Annotated in this window: 18 protein-coding genes and 3 tRNA genes; 10 read left to right on the plus strand and 11 right to left on the minus strand. The window is 44.5% G+C overall.

Annotation, left to right across the window (positions count from 1 at the left end; translation table 11 throughout):
- The first annotated feature begins 54 nt into the window (after positions 1-54).
- The 6 genes from B2U97_RS10750 (at position 55) to B2U97_RS10775 (ending at position 3,476) form a co-directional block, all read left to right on the plus strand.
- Positions 55-705 (plus strand): LuxR C-terminal-related transcriptional regulator, encoded by a 651-nt coding sequence (locus B2U97_RS10750; protein WP_034820779.1) that lies wholly within the window; start codon positions 55-57, stop codon positions 703-705.
- On the plus strand, positions 702-2,540 hold the full coding sequence (gene uvrC / locus B2U97_RS10755) for an excinuclease ABC subunit UvrC (protein WP_114981339.1): 1,839 nt from the start codon (positions 702-704) through the stop codon (positions 2,538-2,540). The genes B2U97_RS10750 and uvrC overlap by 4 nt, the downstream gene beginning before the upstream one ends.
- Before the next feature lie 23 nt (positions 2,541-2,563).
- Positions 2,564-3,112 (plus strand): CDP-diacylglycerol--glycerol-3-phosphate 3-phosphatidyltransferase, encoded by a 549-nt coding sequence (gene pgsA / locus B2U97_RS10760; RefSeq protein WP_011233905.1) that lies wholly within the window; start codon positions 2,564-2,566, stop codon positions 3,110-3,112.
- Between the two features lie 96 nt (positions 3,113-3,208).
- Positions 3,209-3,284, plus strand: a tRNA-Gly gene (locus B2U97_RS10765).
- Positions 3,285-3,290: 6 nt separating this feature from the next.
- A tRNA-Cys gene (locus B2U97_RS10770) sits at positions 3,291-3,364 on the plus strand.
- A 25-nt stretch (positions 3,365-3,389) separates the two neighbouring features.
- Positions 3,390-3,476: transfer RNA gene (locus tag B2U97_RS10775), tRNA-Leu, on the plus strand.
- Between the two features lie 194 nt (positions 3,477-3,670).
- On the opposite strand, the gene B2U97_RS10780 is transcribed toward B2U97_RS10775, so the two are convergent.
- From B2U97_RS10780 to B2U97_RS10795, 4 genes are all read right to left on the minus strand, one after another.
- Complete coding sequence (locus B2U97_RS10780; RefSeq protein WP_011234490.1) at positions 3,671-4,468, minus strand: hypothetical protein; 798 nt, start codon at positions 4,466-4,468, stop codon at positions 3,671-3,673.
- A gap of 74 nt (positions 4,469-4,542) precedes the next feature.
- Entirely contained in the window at positions 4,543-4,899 is a 357-nt protein-coding gene (locus B2U97_RS10785; protein WP_231378632.1) for a YdbL family protein, read from the minus strand.
- Between the two features lie 15 nt (positions 4,900-4,914).
- The gene (locus tag B2U97_RS10790; RefSeq protein ID WP_011234492.1) at positions 4,915-5,100 is read right to left on the minus strand and encodes a YnbE family lipoprotein; all 186 of its coding nucleotides are present in this window, start codon (positions 5,098-5,100) and stop codon (positions 4,915-4,917) included.
- A gap of 12 nt (positions 5,101-5,112) precedes the next feature.
- Positions 5,113-7,455 (minus strand): YdbH domain-containing protein, encoded by a 2,343-nt coding sequence (locus B2U97_RS10795; RefSeq protein ID WP_231378633.1) that lies wholly within the window; start codon positions 7,453-7,455, stop codon positions 5,113-5,115.
- Between the two features lie 407 nt (positions 7,456-7,862).
- On the opposite strand from B2U97_RS10795, the gene B2U97_RS10800 reads away from it, so the two are divergent.
- A complete protein-coding gene (locus B2U97_RS10800; protein WP_011234494.1) occupies positions 7,863-9,173 on the plus strand; it encodes a TPR end-of-group domain-containing protein in 1,311 nt (436 codons plus the stop codon).
- Between the two features lie 5 nt (positions 9,174-9,178).
- Here B2U97_RS10800 and alkB read toward each other — a convergent pair whose 3' ends face one another.
- From alkB to B2U97_RS10830, 6 genes are all read right to left on the minus strand, one after another.
- Complete coding sequence (gene alkB / locus B2U97_RS10805) at positions 9,179-9,832, minus strand: DNA oxidative demethylase AlkB (RefSeq protein WP_011234495.1); 654 nt, start codon at positions 9,830-9,832, stop codon at positions 9,179-9,181.
- The gene (locus B2U97_RS10810) at positions 9,832-10,440 is read right to left on the minus strand and encodes a GNAT family N-acetyltransferase (protein ID WP_011234496.1); all 609 of its coding nucleotides are present in this window, start codon (positions 10,438-10,440) and stop codon (positions 9,832-9,834) included. The genes alkB and B2U97_RS10810 overlap by 1 nt, the downstream gene beginning before the upstream one ends.
- Positions 10,424-10,954 carry a cytochrome b/b6 domain-containing protein gene (locus tag B2U97_RS10815; protein WP_011234497.1) on the minus strand — a complete coding sequence of 177 codons (531 nt, stop codon included), beginning with the start codon at positions 10,952-10,954 and terminating at the stop codon, positions 10,424-10,426. The genes B2U97_RS10810 and B2U97_RS10815 overlap by 17 nt, the downstream gene beginning before the upstream one ends.
- A gap of 22 nt (positions 10,955-10,976) precedes the next feature.
- Entirely contained in the window at positions 10,977-11,267 is a 291-nt protein-coding gene (locus tag B2U97_RS10820) for a PepSY domain-containing protein (RefSeq protein ID WP_011234498.1), read from the minus strand.
- Between the two features lie 75 nt (positions 11,268-11,342).
- The gene (locus B2U97_RS10825; RefSeq protein ID WP_011234499.1) at positions 11,343-11,861 is read right to left on the minus strand and encodes an acyloxyacyl hydrolase; all 519 of its coding nucleotides are present in this window, start codon (positions 11,859-11,861) and stop codon (positions 11,343-11,345) included.
- A gap of 108 nt (positions 11,862-11,969) precedes the next feature.
- Positions 11,970-12,854: a LysR family transcriptional regulator gene (locus tag B2U97_RS10830; protein ID WP_153849087.1), complete on the minus strand. Its 885-nt coding sequence runs from the start codon at positions 12,852-12,854 to the stop codon at positions 11,970-11,972.
- A gap of 80 nt (positions 12,855-12,934) precedes the next feature.
- Between B2U97_RS10830 and B2U97_RS10835 the strand changes: the two genes are divergently transcribed.
- The 3 genes from B2U97_RS10835 to B2U97_RS10845 are packed head-to-tail and all read left to right on the plus strand — an operon-like array spanning position 12,935 to position 15,340.
- Positions 12,935-13,582 (plus strand): LysE family translocator, encoded by a 648-nt coding sequence (locus B2U97_RS10835; protein ID WP_231378637.1) that lies wholly within the window; start codon positions 12,935-12,937, stop codon positions 13,580-13,582.
- A 59-nt stretch (positions 13,583-13,641) separates the two neighbouring features.
- Positions 13,642-14,526 (plus strand): 6-carboxytetrahydropterin synthase, encoded by an 885-nt coding sequence (locus B2U97_RS10840; protein WP_011234502.1) that lies wholly within the window; start codon positions 13,642-13,644, stop codon positions 14,524-14,526.
- Complete coding sequence (locus tag B2U97_RS10845; protein WP_011234503.1) at positions 14,519-15,340, plus strand: M23 family metallopeptidase; 822 nt, start codon at positions 14,519-14,521, stop codon at positions 15,338-15,340. Before B2U97_RS10840 ends, B2U97_RS10845 begins: the two co-directional genes overlap by 8 nt.
- Here the strand turns inward: B2U97_RS10845 and B2U97_RS10850 are convergent.
- Positions 15,337-17,106: a M61 family metallopeptidase gene (locus tag B2U97_RS10850; RefSeq protein WP_272990555.1), complete on the minus strand. Its 1,770-nt coding sequence runs from the start codon at positions 17,104-17,106 to the stop codon at positions 15,337-15,339. The two genes, B2U97_RS10845 and B2U97_RS10850, sit on opposite strands and share 4 nt — an antisense overlap.
- Positions 17,107-17,114 lie beyond the last annotated feature (8 nt).

Raw genomic sequence — 17,114 nt, forward strand, 5'->3', positions numbered from 1 at the left:
CGGATTTAACCTAATCAGGAAGACTAACAAGGTATACAAATAAGGAATGTGAAAATGAACCGTATTATTTTAGCGATCCCCAACCCCATTATTAGCGCCGGCATGGCCTCTGTTCTGCAGCAACACTTCAGTGATCAAATATTGACCGTAACCGGTATTGCCGATTTACGCCGAGCTTGCTACGAGTATGAAGACGCAGTAGTTGTTTTATGCAGCCGACTTGGTGGTGCTGCAACAGTGGAGCACTGGCGTCGCTTGAAACGTCGTCACTGCGATCTAAAGCTTATTGTCTGGGGTAGCAGCCAACAAGATATACTTGATTTTCAGTGCGGTATTAGCGTTGTTGACGGATATTTACTGGACTCGTGCGACAGTGCCGACCTAGTTCAGGCAATTCGTTCGTTGAAACAGGGCAATGTTTTTGTCGCAGCGCCGGTTGCCGCTTATCTTGCACAGAATCCGCGTTCGCAACAGCAAAAAACAATGGTTGATATGCTGAGTGAACGCGAGCTTCAGGTCGCACAAATGCTCAGCCGGGGCATTCGGGTAAGAGAAATATCCCGGCATTTATGCATTAGCAGTAAAACAATAAATACCTTCCGTTATCGGATTTTCTCTAAACTCGGTATCGATGGTGATGTACAATTGTCTCATCTTGCAATTCAGTCAGGTCTTGTTGACCTAATTCAGTTTGAAGGTAGATGACAGAAGGTAATCAACAAAAGCAGTTTGACAGCGACAGCTTTCTTCGTCACCTGACTCATCAGCCCGGCGTTTACCGGATGTACGATGAGTCGGGTGACGTGATTTATGTCGGAAAAGCAAAGGATCTAAGAAAACGTGTGTCCAGTTACTTTCGTGAGAAGGTCGACCGGATGAAAACACAGGTGTTGGTTAAGCAAATTGCGTCTATGGACGTAACCGTTACCAACACCGAAGCTGAAGCGTTAATATTAGAAAACACCTTTATCAAAAAATATCGACCACGCTACAATGTCTTGTTGCGTGACGATAAATCCTATCCTTATATTATTTTAACTGCTCACCAGCACCCTAAGCTTGGTTTTCATCGGGGCGCCCGGCGCGCGAAAGGTGACTATTTTGGTCCCTTTCCTAATGGTTCGGCTGTACGTGAAAGCCTAAACCTGCTGCAGAAACTGTTTCCAATTCGACAGTGCGATGACTCTTATTATCGTGCGCGCACCAGGCCTTGTTTGCAGTATCAGTTAAAACGTTGCCTCGCGCCCTGCGTTAATGTTTGCACTGACGACGAATACAATGAACAGGTGGCGCTGGCAAAACAGTTCCTGCAGGGCAAGAATCAGCAGGTTATTGACGAGCTGATGAATAAAATGGAGCAGGCGAGTACAGATCTCGATTTTGAACGAGCCGCTAGATTTCGTGACCAGATAGCTGCGCTACGAAAAACTCAGGAACGTAACTCGGTTACCGGAAGCCAACAAGAACTGGATGTTATTGGTTTAGCACGTGGTAACGGAATGACGACAGTGCAAATGTTGTTTATCCGGGATAATCATTTGCAAGGCAGTCGCAGCTATTTTCCTAAAGTGCCGACAGATACCCCTGACGATGAAGTACTCAGGGCTTTTCTTCTGCAGTTTTATTTGTCAGATACGGCTGGACGGAAAATTCCACGAGAAGTCGTGCTTCCCGTCGATGTACAGCCTGACAATGTTTTAGCGGAAGTGATGAGTGATGCGCTGTCGCAGCCGGTTAAATTGCAAAGCTCGGTACGTGGAGATAAGCGTCAGTACCAGTCACTGGCTCAAAAGAATGCGGTTAATGCGCTAGAGAGTCGGTTGAATCAGCAAAGTACGATGAACCGCCGGACTCAGGCATTACAGCAGGTGCTGGAATTTGGTGTACCCATTCAGCGCATGGAATGTTTTGATATTAGCCACACTATGGGTCAACAAACGGTGGCTTCCTGTGTTGTATTTGATCAAAACGGGCCTAAAAAGTCAGACTACCGCCGCTATAATATTACCGGCATAACGCCGGGCGATGATTACGCTGCCATGTCTAAAGCCCTGGCTAAGCGGTACGACAATGCGAAAGAGCAGGGCAATATACCGGATATTCTGTTTATCGACGGTGGTAAAGGACAGTTAGCTCAGGCGGAGAACTACTTTAATGACTGGGGAAAAGAAGCGCCGGTATTAATTGGCGTGGCGAAAGGCGAGTCGCGCAAACCGGGTCTGGAAACTTTGATCATGGCCGGTAGCCATGAAACCATTCCGCTGAGTAAAGACGCCAGTGCGCTGCATTTGATTCAGCACATACGTGATGAGTCACATCGTTTTGCAATAACCGGGCACCGCCAGAAGCGGGCTAAAGTTAAGAAAACCTCGACGTTAGAACAGATTGACGGGGTAGGAGCGAAGCGCAGACAGGCCATTTTGAAAAATCTAGGTGGATTACAAGAGGTAAAAAACGCTAGTATTGATAAATTAGCCAGCGTACCTGGCATTAGCCGATCATTGGCAGAGAAAATCTATTACTCATTTCGTGATGAGTAAAAACAATAAGGAATCAGCGGATAATGAAGTGGAATATCCCTAATATTTTGACCAGCTTCCGGATAGTACTTATTCCGGTATTTCTGGTGGTTTTCTATTTACCAATGGAAGATGCGCGTTTCTGGGCTGCTTTTATCTTTTGGTTAGCGGCAATCACAGATGCTCTGGATGGCTATATTGCCCGTCGCTTTAACCAGTTTACTAAGTTTGGCGAGTTTCTTGACCCGGTAGCTGATAAAGCGATGGTGGTTGCTGCGCTGGTTGTCATTGTTGAAGATTATAATTCTGCCTTTATTACCATTCCGGCGCTGACGATGATTTGTCGTGAGCTTATAGTAAGTGCACTACGGGAATGGATGGCGCAAAGCGGCCACAGAGCAAAAGTTGCTGTTTCGAACCTAGGTAAATGGAAAACAGTGGCACAGATGCTGGCCTTAATTGGACTACTTTGGAATGCGAACGTCTATATTTATTGGTTATCGATGTTCTTGTTCTATTCGGCTTTCGTTTTGACTGTGTGGTCCATGTGGGAATATTTACGCGGCGCCAAGAGTGAATTGACCAGAAATTAACTGCTTTGCCGTAAATTTGTGCAAACAGTCATTAAAATGATAAAAAGTCATTGACTGAAAACGATTAAACAGTAGAATGCCACGGCAGATGACGGTGCGGGAATAGCTCAGCTGGTAGAGCACAACCTTGCCAAGGTTGGGGTCGCGAGTTCGAATCTCGTTTCCCGCTCCAAATTCTGGCGGGTTGGCAGAATGGCTATGCAGCGGATTGCAAATCCGTGGATCTCGGTTCGACTCCGGGACCCGCCTCCATTATTCGAGAACACTTCTATGTAGTGCCCGGGTGGTGGAATTGGTAGACACAAGGGATTTAAAATCCCTCGAAGGTAACTTCGTGCCGGTTCAAGTCCGGCCCCGGGCACCAATTCCGAATTTACAGCAGTATCTGAAAGTTTATAAAGTCTTATAAATAAAGCCTCTCAGGCGATTCCTTGATTCCCCTTGTTTATTAAAACCTATTGGAAAATGCGACCATTTGGTGCTACTTCTAGTGCTATTCCAGTTTGGTGATCAGGATCCGCCCCGTTCATCACTCGCGTACTAATAAATAACTAAAAGTTAGTTCTGAGATTCATAAAGCAGGTTAAGCAAATCGTAGGTGTTTTCGGAAATGAATCCAAAAGAGAGTAACGCTTCTCTAATCTGCATGGGGTGGATTGAGAGACTCGACAGAGGAATAAATTCCTGGGTATTATAATCTTTCGTTAGTAACTTTAACGCTGCATATTTTATTGTGTCATCGAAGTTATAACCCATGTCCTCCAGCGGTTTTACCAAGTATGTATTAACTACCTCTTTTTGTTCCGTTATAAAAATCGCATCTTCAAGCTGAGCACGAGAAAAACTTGATGACTTGTTTTGGCTAATTTGAAGATAATCCAGAATAACGTCTTGGTTTATAGGCATAGGGCTGCCTGAACCAGATTCTAGAAACTTGGTAGCTTGTTGAACTGCTGGGCTCTGACTGATTGATTCTGCCAGTTGTTGTTCTTGTTCACTCCGTATTTCTTTTTCTTGCTGAGTCTCTTTAACCGTCTTTTCTGATTCTTCCTCTTCTAAAGCCGCTGAACGCTCCTTAAATGCGCTAAGCAATTTACTGTAGGACTCTTGGATATCGTCATGACACTTTTTCTGATGCTGATCAAGTTGCTCATATTCACTGCTGTCTAAATTAGGCCGATAGCGATCGAGCTGCATGAACGCATCCAATAACTCTCCGGAGGACGAGGCGTTGTCGAAGTCGGCTTTTGCTTTATGGAAATGAGAAACATTGTCACAAGTGATTTGAGCAACGGCTGATGTTGAAAACGCAAAAGAAAAAGGTGCCAAAGCCAAAAACACTAAGGAGGTTTTCATTAATTAGTTCCTTCTAAAAGATATGACTGAAAATAGCTTCTTGCTCATGCACCGCAATCCTTTGCAGAAGCCAGTTAAGGCTTCTGCTTCCATTCTCCGTCAATTTTTACATAGTGACCTGACTTGGTGCGTTCAATGGCGCGTTTGCCGGCTAACAGCTCGACATCGGCAACAGCAATGTCATTGTTGTTGGCTATGCGCGTGTATTCCTGACGGCGAGCTTCGTTAATGTGTTTAACGATTTGTTCGGCTGTTTCGGTGGACTTTACGACTCCCAGGTAACCGTCGGGTTTTTCACCCACCAGACCCTGCTCTTTGGCGTCACTTAACTGTGCCATTGACTGCTCTAAGTTTAGCTGCTGAGCTTGTGCCAGCGGGCTTGATAAGCCAATAAAAGCAATTAAAACTGCGGTTAGTAAATATTTCATCATTGCATTCCTTTGTCGTTAAAATAAGCCACTGGATTCAGAAATTACGTCGTCGAGCGCTTTATCAACTTTAACGTAAATTTCATGCTTTATTTTAACGTTCAAGTTAATAGTAATAGGCTCTTTAGGTGCTGCGACCTGTACCGTTGGGGTACACCCCAGAACGAATAAAGGCACGCTTATTAGTAGCAATAATCGTTTCATACCATCCCCTGATTAATTGATTTTTTGCTGTACTCGTTTACGGATAACATCGTTCAGACTGTTGCTTATTTGCAGTCCTTTTATCAATGCGGGTAAGTCTTCTTCTAAGCTTACGTTAAGCTCAACCGGACGTCCATTTTCAAGCTCAGGGTTCGAGCCTTTTAGTTGTACTGCTAAGGTCAATTTACCATTGTCATTATAATCAACGGTCGTAGACAGTTGATTATAATAGAAGTTACCCAATACGCCTGCCAAAGTTTGTAAGCTGGGGTTACTGCCGGCAAGTTGAACCAGGGCGGACGAATCTACCTGCAGGTGACCACCGGGCGCCAGCGCATCCAGATAACCTCTTTCTACGGTTAAATCGTTAGAGTCCCAGTAAACAGGGATGGTTCCTGAAACCTCACCATCTATGGAAATTTTGTTGCTTGGATATTGACGCATGAGTTCACCCAGCGAAATTTTTTCGAACACAATGGGCAGTGCAAAGCTGTCGGTTAAAGAGTAACGCTGGTTGGGAATGCTTATGCTGCCACCAAGAGCTTTAATGGTGTGACTGGTTAAGTCGAGAGTGGATTGCATAGGTTGTTGAAAGGGCAGTTGGGCTCTAAATTCAGCGGTGATTGGCCCCAGCGCAAAGCCTTGTTGCACGCTGCCAATGTGGAGCTTTGCATTATTCATATTAAGTTGTTCGTTATTAGCACTGAAACCAAAATCAATATTGCTATTAACCACGGATAAGGTATCAAAAACCCAATCGCTTTGTTGAATCTCTAATTGACCGTTGTCGAGGCGCCAGCGGTTATTATTTATGGAGTAAGTTACATCTGTCTGGCCGCTAATAGCGGCTTTACTCACCACAAATTGAGGCATCATAGTTGCTAGCAGGGCATCCAGTTGCGGAATTTGCTGCCAGTTAAAATCGGCAACTTCAATTTTGCTTTTTAACTGATCAGAAGTAACCTGGCTATGGTGTGCCACTTTTATATGATCACCGAGTACGAGCTCTCCGTCACCGGTCAGTTGCTGCTGTTGATATTGAAACTTACTGTCAAAAACGGCTTTGAGGTTCCGTATGGGGTCGAAATTAACTGCGTTGCTGTGAATGTTAAGGTCAAACTCTGCAAGCGCATTATGAGGTTCGGAGTACGGATAATAAATTTGATTGAAGTTGAGTACGGCTAAGGCGTCGTTGTCTAAAGCTTTAAGCTCAATGCGGGTTGGCTCAGTACTATGGAGTTCGGCAACTGTGGTCGAGACTGTTCCGGAAAACTTCGATATGAGTTTGCTTATCGTCATTGATTGCCCGGCAACAGGAAGCTTAATGCTGTCCGCATTCAGCTGCACATAATCGAGTTCAAGCGAGTTAAATTGCCATTGTTTTTGTTGTATCGATAACTCAGACGCGAGGCGAATCGTCTCGTTTTTTTCACCTTTAGCTACAGCATTTAGCTTTAGAGGCCAACGGGCTTTATTAACAGCCTGTTGAGCACTGAGCAATGAAACACCCAAACTGTCGCGGCTGTTCAGCTCCCAGGACAACGACGACAATTGTAGTGGTAGATCGGACTCGATTAATGACGCTAAGTTTTCAGTATCACCTTTCAGCTCGAGCTGATAAGAGTCCATAATACCCTTATTCAAATTTAGCTGAAGCTCACCTGTTGCTGTTGTGGTACTGCTGGTAATTTCGATTAAAGTGGGTTGCGTAATTGACACAACAAGCTCGCCGGACAATTCAGCTATAAGACTCTCCACTGTCGCTGACTCAATATAAGGTGAAAGATTACCGTTCCACTTTGCATCAACCGACACTGGCTCGGTCGTTACCTTGTCTGCAAATTGCTGTGCCGCTAAAAGATAACTACCACCGGCTATAAGCTTCCCTGAGTTATAGTCATAATTAGCTTGTAACAGGGCGTTGTCGTAGCGAGCTTTTAGTTTTACCTGGTTATCGTGTCGAATAACTCTCACATCGGCGACAAGTGGCTCCTGGCTATTGAGCTCTAACCGCAATTGCTGCTTGTTTATCAGTGAAAGACTTGCAGAGACGCTTTCAGGCAGTAACTTGCCTTTCAGTTGTAGCGACTTAATATCGATACGTTCTGGTAATAAAGCCGGCATTTCCATGGAGAATATCTGCGTGAGGTTTACCGCTGCGGTGGAACTTGCTCCTGACGATTCGGGTAAGGAATCAATTGTTATTTCCAGCTGCTTAATAACAATGTGGCTGGTAGTCAGTTTCTCAAATTCCACTTCCCAGTCAGTAACACCAGCCAATTTCAGTTGCTGGTTTAAATAGAAGTAGCCGAACAATGCTATAGCAAATGCAATGAGCAGAAGTGTGAGAAGCATGGAGCTGCCGAGTGATATTAACCGCCATAGCTTCATTTAGATATTAGTCCTTTTAATAAACGATGCTCTTTAACTTGCTGTTTTATAACTATAGTTAGCACGGATGAACCCTTCAAGGCAAAACCAACTTCGCGGCCTCTCTTTAAAAGCTTTTCACTTGATCTGGTTAAAAAACAAACAAAAGCTTTACCTTCATTTAATTTCGATTATGATAACTATCATAATTATAAAAAGCGCTGACTGCAGGCATTTCGTCATTATTGGTTCTAGCTTCTAGTCAGAAATTGCACTTTGAAAGTTAAAGTTCTGTAAAGCCTCTTTTATACGCTGAGTTACGCAGATAGTCTAAACGCTGTCTATTAATTCACCATTAATGGCTTTTGAATAACTTGCGACAGGAGCTATCCGTGAGCACTATAACCAATACAGCAGTCAATGTGACGCCGGATACCCCGGTGTTTATGGGGTGCAGTAAACCTCTGGAAAGTGATGTTCAGTTTAGCTATTTTTTTAATGGTTGTTTTATCTATTCGTATAATCATACAACTGGGCATTGCACTTGTTTTACAGAGCTCGATGTCGCAACCGCTACGGTGAAGCCTTTTGGTTTAGTTGACAAACATTATGTCGTTATTGGCGATAAGCTTTTTCGCTCACCAGCACAAGCTAAGAAAGCCCACAGTGTATTACCCAATGTGAATGCCGCAAATGACAATAAAGTTGATGAACGTGTACCGCTTCCGAAAGCCGAAAATTTATCACCTATAAAGTCGTTAGCTTTAATTGAGCGTTGGTTTAATGAAGACTTCGATGTGAAGTGGGAAACCTATCAGGAAAGCCCTGAGTTCTATAATCTTATTCAATACTATCTGGCTCTTTGCTGTGATGCATACAAAGAAAAGCCCGATCAGGCATTTCTGGATGCAGGAGTTCAGGTTTACTTAAGCATGGCGCAATTCAGTTGGTTAAACCCGTCTATTTTGCACAACGCCGCGTGTGTGTACTGGTTAGCCGGAGAGCAGGACAGTGCCCTTGACTGTATTGAGCTTGCTTTAGATTTTCGTTACACCGGCATGGAAAGCCTGTTAAATGACGAAGACCTTGACGGTCTTAGAGAGCACCCACGGTTTCGTTGTCTGTCGAATAAGTACCAGACATTAAAGCCGAAATTTAACTATGTTACGCCGGAGCTTTTCGAAGCCTTTGAGAATTTCGCGGTGCAGCAGTCTGACTCATTCGTGCGGTTTATGCGTGGCCATTTATTAAAAAACTTTAGGTTCTATGATATCTCTGAACTGAGTGCTCGAATTGATAGTTGCGAAAACGATGATGAGCGTGAATACTGGCAACGTCTGGCATCATTCAATAATAACTATTTATACAATTATATGCTGATGGACGAGCCTATGGATCTGTTAACAGAGCAGGGTAAAGCCAATTATCAGTTGTTTCAGCAATACCGCCATTACCGGGTACTTAATCCTTTAGTTTTTGCCAAGGTAGCAGAGCAGTTGTTTCATCATGCTCATTATTGGGGCAGTCAACATCACGGCTTTTTTAACCAGCGCGATAGCGCTTTGCTGCAACAAAGCTTTCAGCTATTTCAGGAGTTTCACGTTGCGACAGAGAGCCTCTGTAGTGAAAAGCGCAATGAACTTATGGCAAAAGCAAAAGAGTACGATATTTTCAATTACATGGAAAAGTTGGGGAGCTGCTGATTGAGTTAACCAGCCTGACGTATAGTCAAATTTACTCTACAGCGTCCGGTTAACGGGTGCATAGCCTCCTTAAGCTGTTGAACTCCGTGATATCTCAAGCGATCTTTTCCTCCCCAGACAAGCGCATCGGCATGCTGAAGACTGAACTTCTGATACTTATCAGAACGCTTAAAACCGCCCCACATAAAGGTTATAGGTAACCCGAAAGAAAATGAGACGATGGGCTTTGAGAAATCGGCTTCGTTTTTATCCTGATGGAGCCCCATTTTTGCGCCTGGCGTGTAAACGTTGATGAGACAAGAGTCTGGCTGAAAATTCTGAAAACCGGCTAAGCGTGAGACCTGCGTTGCTTTTACTAAAATACTCTGGGGAATGTCGGGCCATGGCTGACCTGTTACAGGGTCGATATTCTGATAGCGATAACCGTGTTTATCGCTGAGCCACCCGTAACTTCCGCAACTGCTACTTTTTACCGACATTTTATGGCCTGCAGGGGTTGCTAAGTGACGCAGCGGTGATTGCTTTAAAACGCCACGGATATCATTGAGCAAAGCTTCATCATCCGCCAGCAAAAACTGGTGAAAAAGGGTAGCTTGCTCACTTATTTCGGTGCTTAATGGTTCAGAACCATCGTTGGCAAAGAGGTCAAGAGACGACATCAGTTTTCCCAGAGTGAAAGCGTCATTAGCAAGCGGTCCTGGCCTGGCCCTAAATAGTCACGCACCGTTTTGGTGGTGTTAAAACCAAAGCTCCGGTAAAGCGAAACTGCTGAGGCGTTGTCTGGCGCGACACTAAGCTCCATTTGTTTATAACCAAGGCTGCGCGCAAGTGCTATGGAATCGCTTAATAGCAACTTGCCCAGTCCCTTGCCCTGGAACATTTTCCCTACCAATAACGACATAAGAGATACATCAGAGTCTGAAACCGGAACCATTAAACTATAACCTGCCGTTTTTTCTCCCGCCTTTAGAGTTAAAAAAGTGTGTGGCCATTGTCTTAATGCCTGATAGAAAAAGGCCGCAGAATAAGCGTCATTTGAATAAAGCTGTTTTTCTAAAAATGCAATTTTGGAAATGTCGTTATAGCTGGTATTGGCTACTGTAAAATCGCAAGGCTGCGCATCTGTCGTTGCAAGGGAACCTACGCATAAACGGCAGTCATCTTCATGAGGCGCAGATGCCTCAACGTAACGCAGCTTATGAGAGGACTTCTCCCTGTTACTGGAGACCTGATAAACACGTTCTCGCTTTTTATTTTGCTCGGTCATGGTGTTTGGTTCGGCGTTTGCCGCTGATCATAGGACGAATAAGCTCTATTTTACCAATATATGCGGTAACAACTACCGCTATGATATGAATAATAACCAGAGCAAAAATGATGTTGGCAGAAACAAAATGAACGGAGGTTAGAAAACTGTCTCCATAGAGTGCATTGATTTCTTCGCGGAGGAAGCCAGTAATAGCTTGCAGTAAGAATAAAGCCAACAAAAAAAACACCATAAGCCCACCGAGTGGGTTATGACCCTGACCCTGATTTACTTTTCTGTGGCGAAGTTCTGCGACGTGTTCTTTAATTCCGACAACAGAAGGGAGGAAATTATGGAAGCGTGCATTTGGCGGCCCCGTAAAACCCCAGATGATCCTTATAATAACTAAGGTTGCGGCAGTATAACCCACGGCCTGATGAAAACTGCCTCCGGGTTCAAGCCAAAAGTAATTGAGACAAAAACACAGCACCAACAACCAATGAAAAGTTCTGATAAATCTATCCCAAATGATCATTGGTACTGCCTTCCTTACTGAGTTACTCGGTTTCTTGCTTGACGATACTGCCATCTACAGGATTAAAGTAAATTTCCACTTTCTGTTTACTTTTATCCTGACCGTAGATTTCGTAGCAATTTCCGTCAGTTACCTTAAACTCATTAATCTCGTAACCTTGTTCTTTCAACGACTGTTGGAACTGCTCTTGATCCAGCCAGTTTTCCTTCGGTTCCATAGTGCACTGTGTGGTGCCTGATTCAGGGCCTCCGCAAGCGGTGACAAATAAAGCACTGGCTGCAATTGTAGATAATTTAATAAGTTGGCTTTTCATAAGACCTCCATTTTAACTAAAACTTAGAATCAAATGTAGCAACTCCAACTGAATAACGCTAACGCTCATCAAATATTAAAATGGCAAAACCCAGCTCATCCATAAAAAGTCCAGCCCGTCATTTGGACGTTTAATATCAGCATTCGAATAGTGGGTATAGCCTAACGCAACGCGGGCCTCTGAGCTTGGACTGTACTGCCACGAAAGTGATACTCGGTCTTCGAACTGAAACTGGGTGGATAAGTGTCGGTCAGCTATCCGTGTTTTATCGAAATAGCTGCCGCCAATGCCGGCTTCAATATAAAGCGGGCGTTCAGCTCCTGCTACATGCCAGGAAAGAATCGGGCTAATTGTGAACGCAGTAATATTGTCCGCTGTATTATTTGAGTCTTGCCAGTGGTTTAAGGCCGCTTCCAGATGAACGTCAGGTGAACCTATCCAACTTGGCAACTCAATGGGTAAGTCGGTTACCCGGTAACCAGCCCTTACGCCTCGTAGCTGATCTGTAGAATAGGCGCCGGCAACATGAATCTCGTCAGCGAAAGATGAAAAACTCGATATTATTAGTACAACCAGTGATGCTCTTAACCACATATCACTCTCCAATAACCAAAAAGGGGTGATATTTTACATACAAACATGAATGTATGTAAATTGGAAAATGAACTTTGGCTAACTGACTGCGCGTTTTTTAGTCTTTATTCAAGAAATAATCATTTGCAGCCATTTTATGAACGCTACCAGGGCTACTGGCTGCCTCTGTCGTTTTCGATAATAGATGCTTAGCGGATACTGACAGGGCTGTGCGGAGTCGTTATAGACTTTTAAATTAGACAGTCCGGGCGTAATAAGACTACTGTCAATTAATGCTACGGCTTGTTCAGCGGATGATAAGTCCAGTGACATTTGCACATCATTGCAGTGAATAATGCGTGTGGATTTCAATTGTTGACTGTAGGTCTTTAACATTGCCTGATGATCGGGATTCTCAGGGTTTATTAACCAGGGCAACTGGAAAGGTGAGTTATTGGTCTTAATGGCAGAAACCGGGAGCATCTGATTTTTCTGTAACACAATGGACTGAATGTGCTTATCCGTGACTTTTCCATAACCAATGGCAAGATCCCAGCTTTGGTGTTGTATTGCTGACGCCATTTCTGCGGCGCTTTCATTAATAAAGTACTCATTGCAACGGCTGAAGCTAAGTTGAATGTGCGGGTACAGAGAATGAAAATCGGCAAGCTTTGCTGCTAACCAAAAGCGCAGTCGCTCAGAACTGATTGCGACGGTCAACTGGGTTGTTGTATTGTCACTCAGGTTTCGGGTGCGCTCAATGGTACGCTCCAGTTGTTCAAATATTTGCTCAATTTGAGGGGCTAATTCCAGACCGACAGGAGTGAGCGAATGAACCCGGTTGTCTCGCTGGAACAAACGAACTTCGAGCTGTTCTTCCAGAGTTTGTATTTGTCGGGTGACGGCAGACTGAGTTACCCCAAGCTCTTGCGAGGCTTGTTTAAAAGAGCCACTTCGGGCGGCGACATCAAACACTCTCAATGCATTTAGTGAGGGGAGTTTAGTGTTTTTCATGTTGATTAATAGTAATCTGTAATTAATAAAAAGTAACTTTGATTCTGGCATCTAAAGTTGAATTGCGCAATAAGGAGTTTGTGTTGTCTTACTGGAGTGAATTTTTAACTATCGCTTTTATCCACCTGTTTGCGGTCGCGAGCCCGGGGCCTGATTTTGCAGTGGTTTCACGTTATAGCCTGAGTTTTGGTCGTAAGGCAGGTTATTGGGTGAGTTTAGGTGTGGCATCAGGAATCATTATTCATGTTACCTATTCACTTATTGGTGTGGCGCTGATTATTCACCAGACCGACTGGCTCTATCAGACTTTACTTTGTGCGGGTGCACTTTATTTAGGCTTCATTGGAACTCAGGCCATTAAAGCTAAACCCAGAAAGGATATGTCCGATAGTGAATTGGTTGCTACCCAGCCGCGTAAACGGAAAGCGTTTATTGTCGGTTTTATTACTAATGGCTTAAATGTAAAAGCGACTATTTTCTTTTTAACTTTATTTACTACTATTATTGCCCCGGAAACGCCTTTTGCTATCCAGTTTGGTTATGGTATTTACCTAATTGTTGCGACCGGTCTGTGGTTTTTATTCCTCACCTGGTTGCTAACTCAACCGCGCATTTTTAAAACACTCTGGCATTACAGCCATTGGGTGGACCGTACCATGGGAGCTGCTCTTATTCTATTGTCGTTAAAATTATTGTGGGAATGGGCAAACCTGATAGAGCTTATCTGATAAAGCGTTTCAGGTTATACTAGTTACAGTTACCGAAGAAGAGATGAGAACAGCTCGCTATGCAGTTATTTGTGAATGATTTGACCGTTATTGATTGCTCTTACTTATGCCCGGAAAGGGGGATAGTTGGTGAGAGTTGGATTGTTGATATCGTGCTGGATGGCGCGTTAAATGAGCAATCTATGGTGCTCGACTTTGGTCGGGTTAAAAAGCAGGTTAAAGCCATTATCGATAACTCGGTTGATCATAAACTGGTTGTACCGGCAGAGCATTCGTATACAAAAGTTACGCACAACTCTGATGACAGCGCTAACTGGGTCGATTTTCTGCGCCCGGAACAAGGTTCTATTCATTTGTTTTGCCCGGCCGATGCCTTTGCCTTTATCGATGCAGATGTCGTTTCCATGGAGACAGTAACGGACTACCTGAAAGCCGTTATAAAGCGCGAGTTACCGGTTAATGTCGAAGGTCTGCAGTTGTTTTTGAGACCTGAAAATATCGATGGTTTTTATTATCACTACACACATGGTTTGAAAAAGCACGACGGTAATTGCCAACGTATTGCTCATGGTCATCGTTCAAAAATTCAAATTCGACTGGATAACATTCGCCAACCGGTGTTGGAAAAAGAATGGTCAGATAAGTGGGAAGACATCTATCTAGGCACTACCGAAGATGTTCGTTCGAAAAAGGAACTGACACTGTCCGAGGCTGCAACGTCGGCAACCAGCGACTCGACTCATACCTATTACAGCTACGTTGCTGACCAGGGGCTGTTTGAGCTTATTGTTCCGAATGCAGAGAACTTTGTTATAGAGACAGACTCAACAGTTGAGTGTATTGCCGATTTTCTCGCAGCAGAAATTAAATCTAAGCATGCGGGTCAGGCTGTAGAAGTTCGCGCCTTCGAAGGGGTAGGAAAAGGAGCAATTGCCTATGCGTAAAATGATTGTTGCCGCTGCTTTAGCGCTGTGTTCGGCGAATGTGGCCTCAGCCGATGAGTCTTTGCCGCTGGAAATAAAAGGTTCTTTGACTCAGGGGGCTTTAATTCTGGCTAAATCTGAGCCCGGTGTTACTGCAACATTGAACGGCGAAGCTCTGCAGGTAACCGAGCAGGGGTATATTGTTTTTGGTTTTCCGCGTAAGGCTGAGTTAGAAAATACCTTAGTTGTCAGTAAAGGCGATGAAACTATCACTAAGAAACTCAAACTGGCGCCTCGTGAATACAAGATTGATCGTGTCGATGGTGTACCGCAAAAGACCGTGACACCAGACCCTGAACAAGTAAAACGAGCCAGAAAAGAAGCGGAAAAAGTTTGGCTGGCCAGACAAAAAGAAACCACACGAACGGATTTTTTGACTGCAATTACTAAACCCGCCGAAGGCCGCATTAGTGGTGTTTACGGCAGTCAGCGAATTTTTAACGGCGAGCCCCGAAACCCGCACTATGGGCAAGATATCGCCGGGCCAACAGGAACTCAGGTTAAAGCGCCGTGGCCGGGCGAAGTCGTTCTGGCTGAACCTGATTTATTTTACTCAGGCGGTACCATCATTATTGAACATGGCTATAAAGTGAACACAACATATTTGCACCTGAGTGAACTGCATGTTGAGGTTGGTGACAAAGTAGAGCAGGGCGATTCAATTGGTGCTATAGGTGCCACAGGCCGTGCTACGGGGCCTCACCTAGACTGGCGGGTTAACTGGGGAAATGAGCGGTTAGACCCTGCGTTACTTCCCCAGCTTTATCAGGATTAACCGGAAGGGGTTAACCAGCCTTTCAGCTTATCTGGTTGTTCTACGCTTAAAACATAGCTGCTTTTAGCGGGTTCCTGCCAGGTAAGCTCCAGTGTCATTAACTCGTCGCGGCGAAACGCATGAATTGTCACCGTGTCTCCGGGAATATACCGCTCCAGAATTCGTTTAACCGACTGCTCAGTGGCCTGCAAATGATCAATTGCGATGATTTTGTCGCCTGCAGAAAGACCTGCGTGATAAGCGCTTTCATCATGATACACATTAAGAACGTCCAAACCCTGCGGTGATGCTTTGTACTTAGCCCCAAAGTTGACACGCGCAGGCTGTTCTGACGCTTTTCCACCGACGCTGTTATCATCAACGGGCACCTGTTTTTGAACCATAACGCCAAAGTTTTGCAGTAACTCCACAAGCGACAGCGATTCTTTGTTGTATAAAGCGTCTTTTAGGAAGTCCGAAATATCAATGCCCGGATACTGGTTTAGCCAATTAATGACTGTGTCGTCGGCTGTACCAATAGATGTTTTACCAAACTCATGCCAAAGCTCTTTCATGACTCTTGCAAGCGTCAGTTTATGGTCGGATTGCAGACGCAACATGAGATCGAGGCTAAGTGCTATTAATGCACCTTTCGCGTAATAGCTGACAATACTGTTCGGCGCATTCTCGTTCTGCTGATAAAACTTAGTCCAGGCCAGAAAGCTCGACTCTGTCACGCTTTGTTGGTATTGCCCGGCACCACGCTCAACCCGCGATAGAGTGTCACCCAAAAGCTTTAAATAACGCTTTTCGTCAATAATGCCGCTGGTGTGCAAAAGGTAATCGTCAAAGTAGGATGTCATACCTTCGTAGAACCAGAGTTGCTCAGTGTACGACTCTTTCTCCAACTGATAAGGAAGAAAAGCCTTTGGTTTCAGAGTTTTAATATTCCAGCTGTGGAAGTATTCGTGGCAACACAAGCTCAAAAAGGTTTGATAGTTGTCATTCATTTCGTATTGATGAGCACTGATTAAATCTTTACGGCTGCAAAGTAGTGCGGTTGAATTTCTGTGTTCGAGTCCGCCGAAACCATTTCCTACCACCATGGTCAGGAAGGTATAAGACTGAAAAGGTGCTTCTTCAAACAGGCTAATCTGAGTTTCGCAAATTTTGGCTAAATCTGCCGTTATGCGCGAGGTATCAGCATAATGGCGGCCGCTTAAGACCAGAGAGTGCTTAATGCCGTGAGCAATAAACTCATCAATGGTTAAGTCTCCAATTAAAAAAGGATAGTCAATTAGCGCATCATAATTATCGGCTCGGAAGCATCCCCAGGAATGTGGTTGCCCACTTTTTCGGGGCATCCCGGTCGCGACCTTCCACAGAGGGGCTTCTGGCGGCGCATGCAAGTGCAGTTCACAGGGAAGGTCGGTTTGTCCCTCAACTGCAAGACACAGGCTGGTATTATTAAAGAAACCCTGAAACTGGTCCAGATAAGCCGAACGAACCGATAGGTCCCAGGCGTATACCTGATAGTGCACAGTAACAGGATGCTTCGAACGAGCCAGTTGCCAGCGGTTCTTACTTATTTGCTTAACCGGCAGGGAAAGGCCGTTACTCTCGGCGTGTAAACCAATAATGTGCTTACTAAAATCCCGTATTAAATAACTGCCCGGAATCCAGTTAGGTAACCAGAGTTCCTGCTCATCGTTCGTTTGTTCAATAGTGAGAGAGACATTAAATAAATGCCCATGTAAATCGATGGGTGTTATATCGTAAGCGATCAAGATACTCT

This window comes from Idiomarina sp. UBA3176, assembly GCF_002364295.1.
Classification (GTDB): Bacteria; Pseudomonadota; Gammaproteobacteria; order Enterobacterales; family Alteromonadaceae; genus Idiomarina; species Idiomarina loihiensis.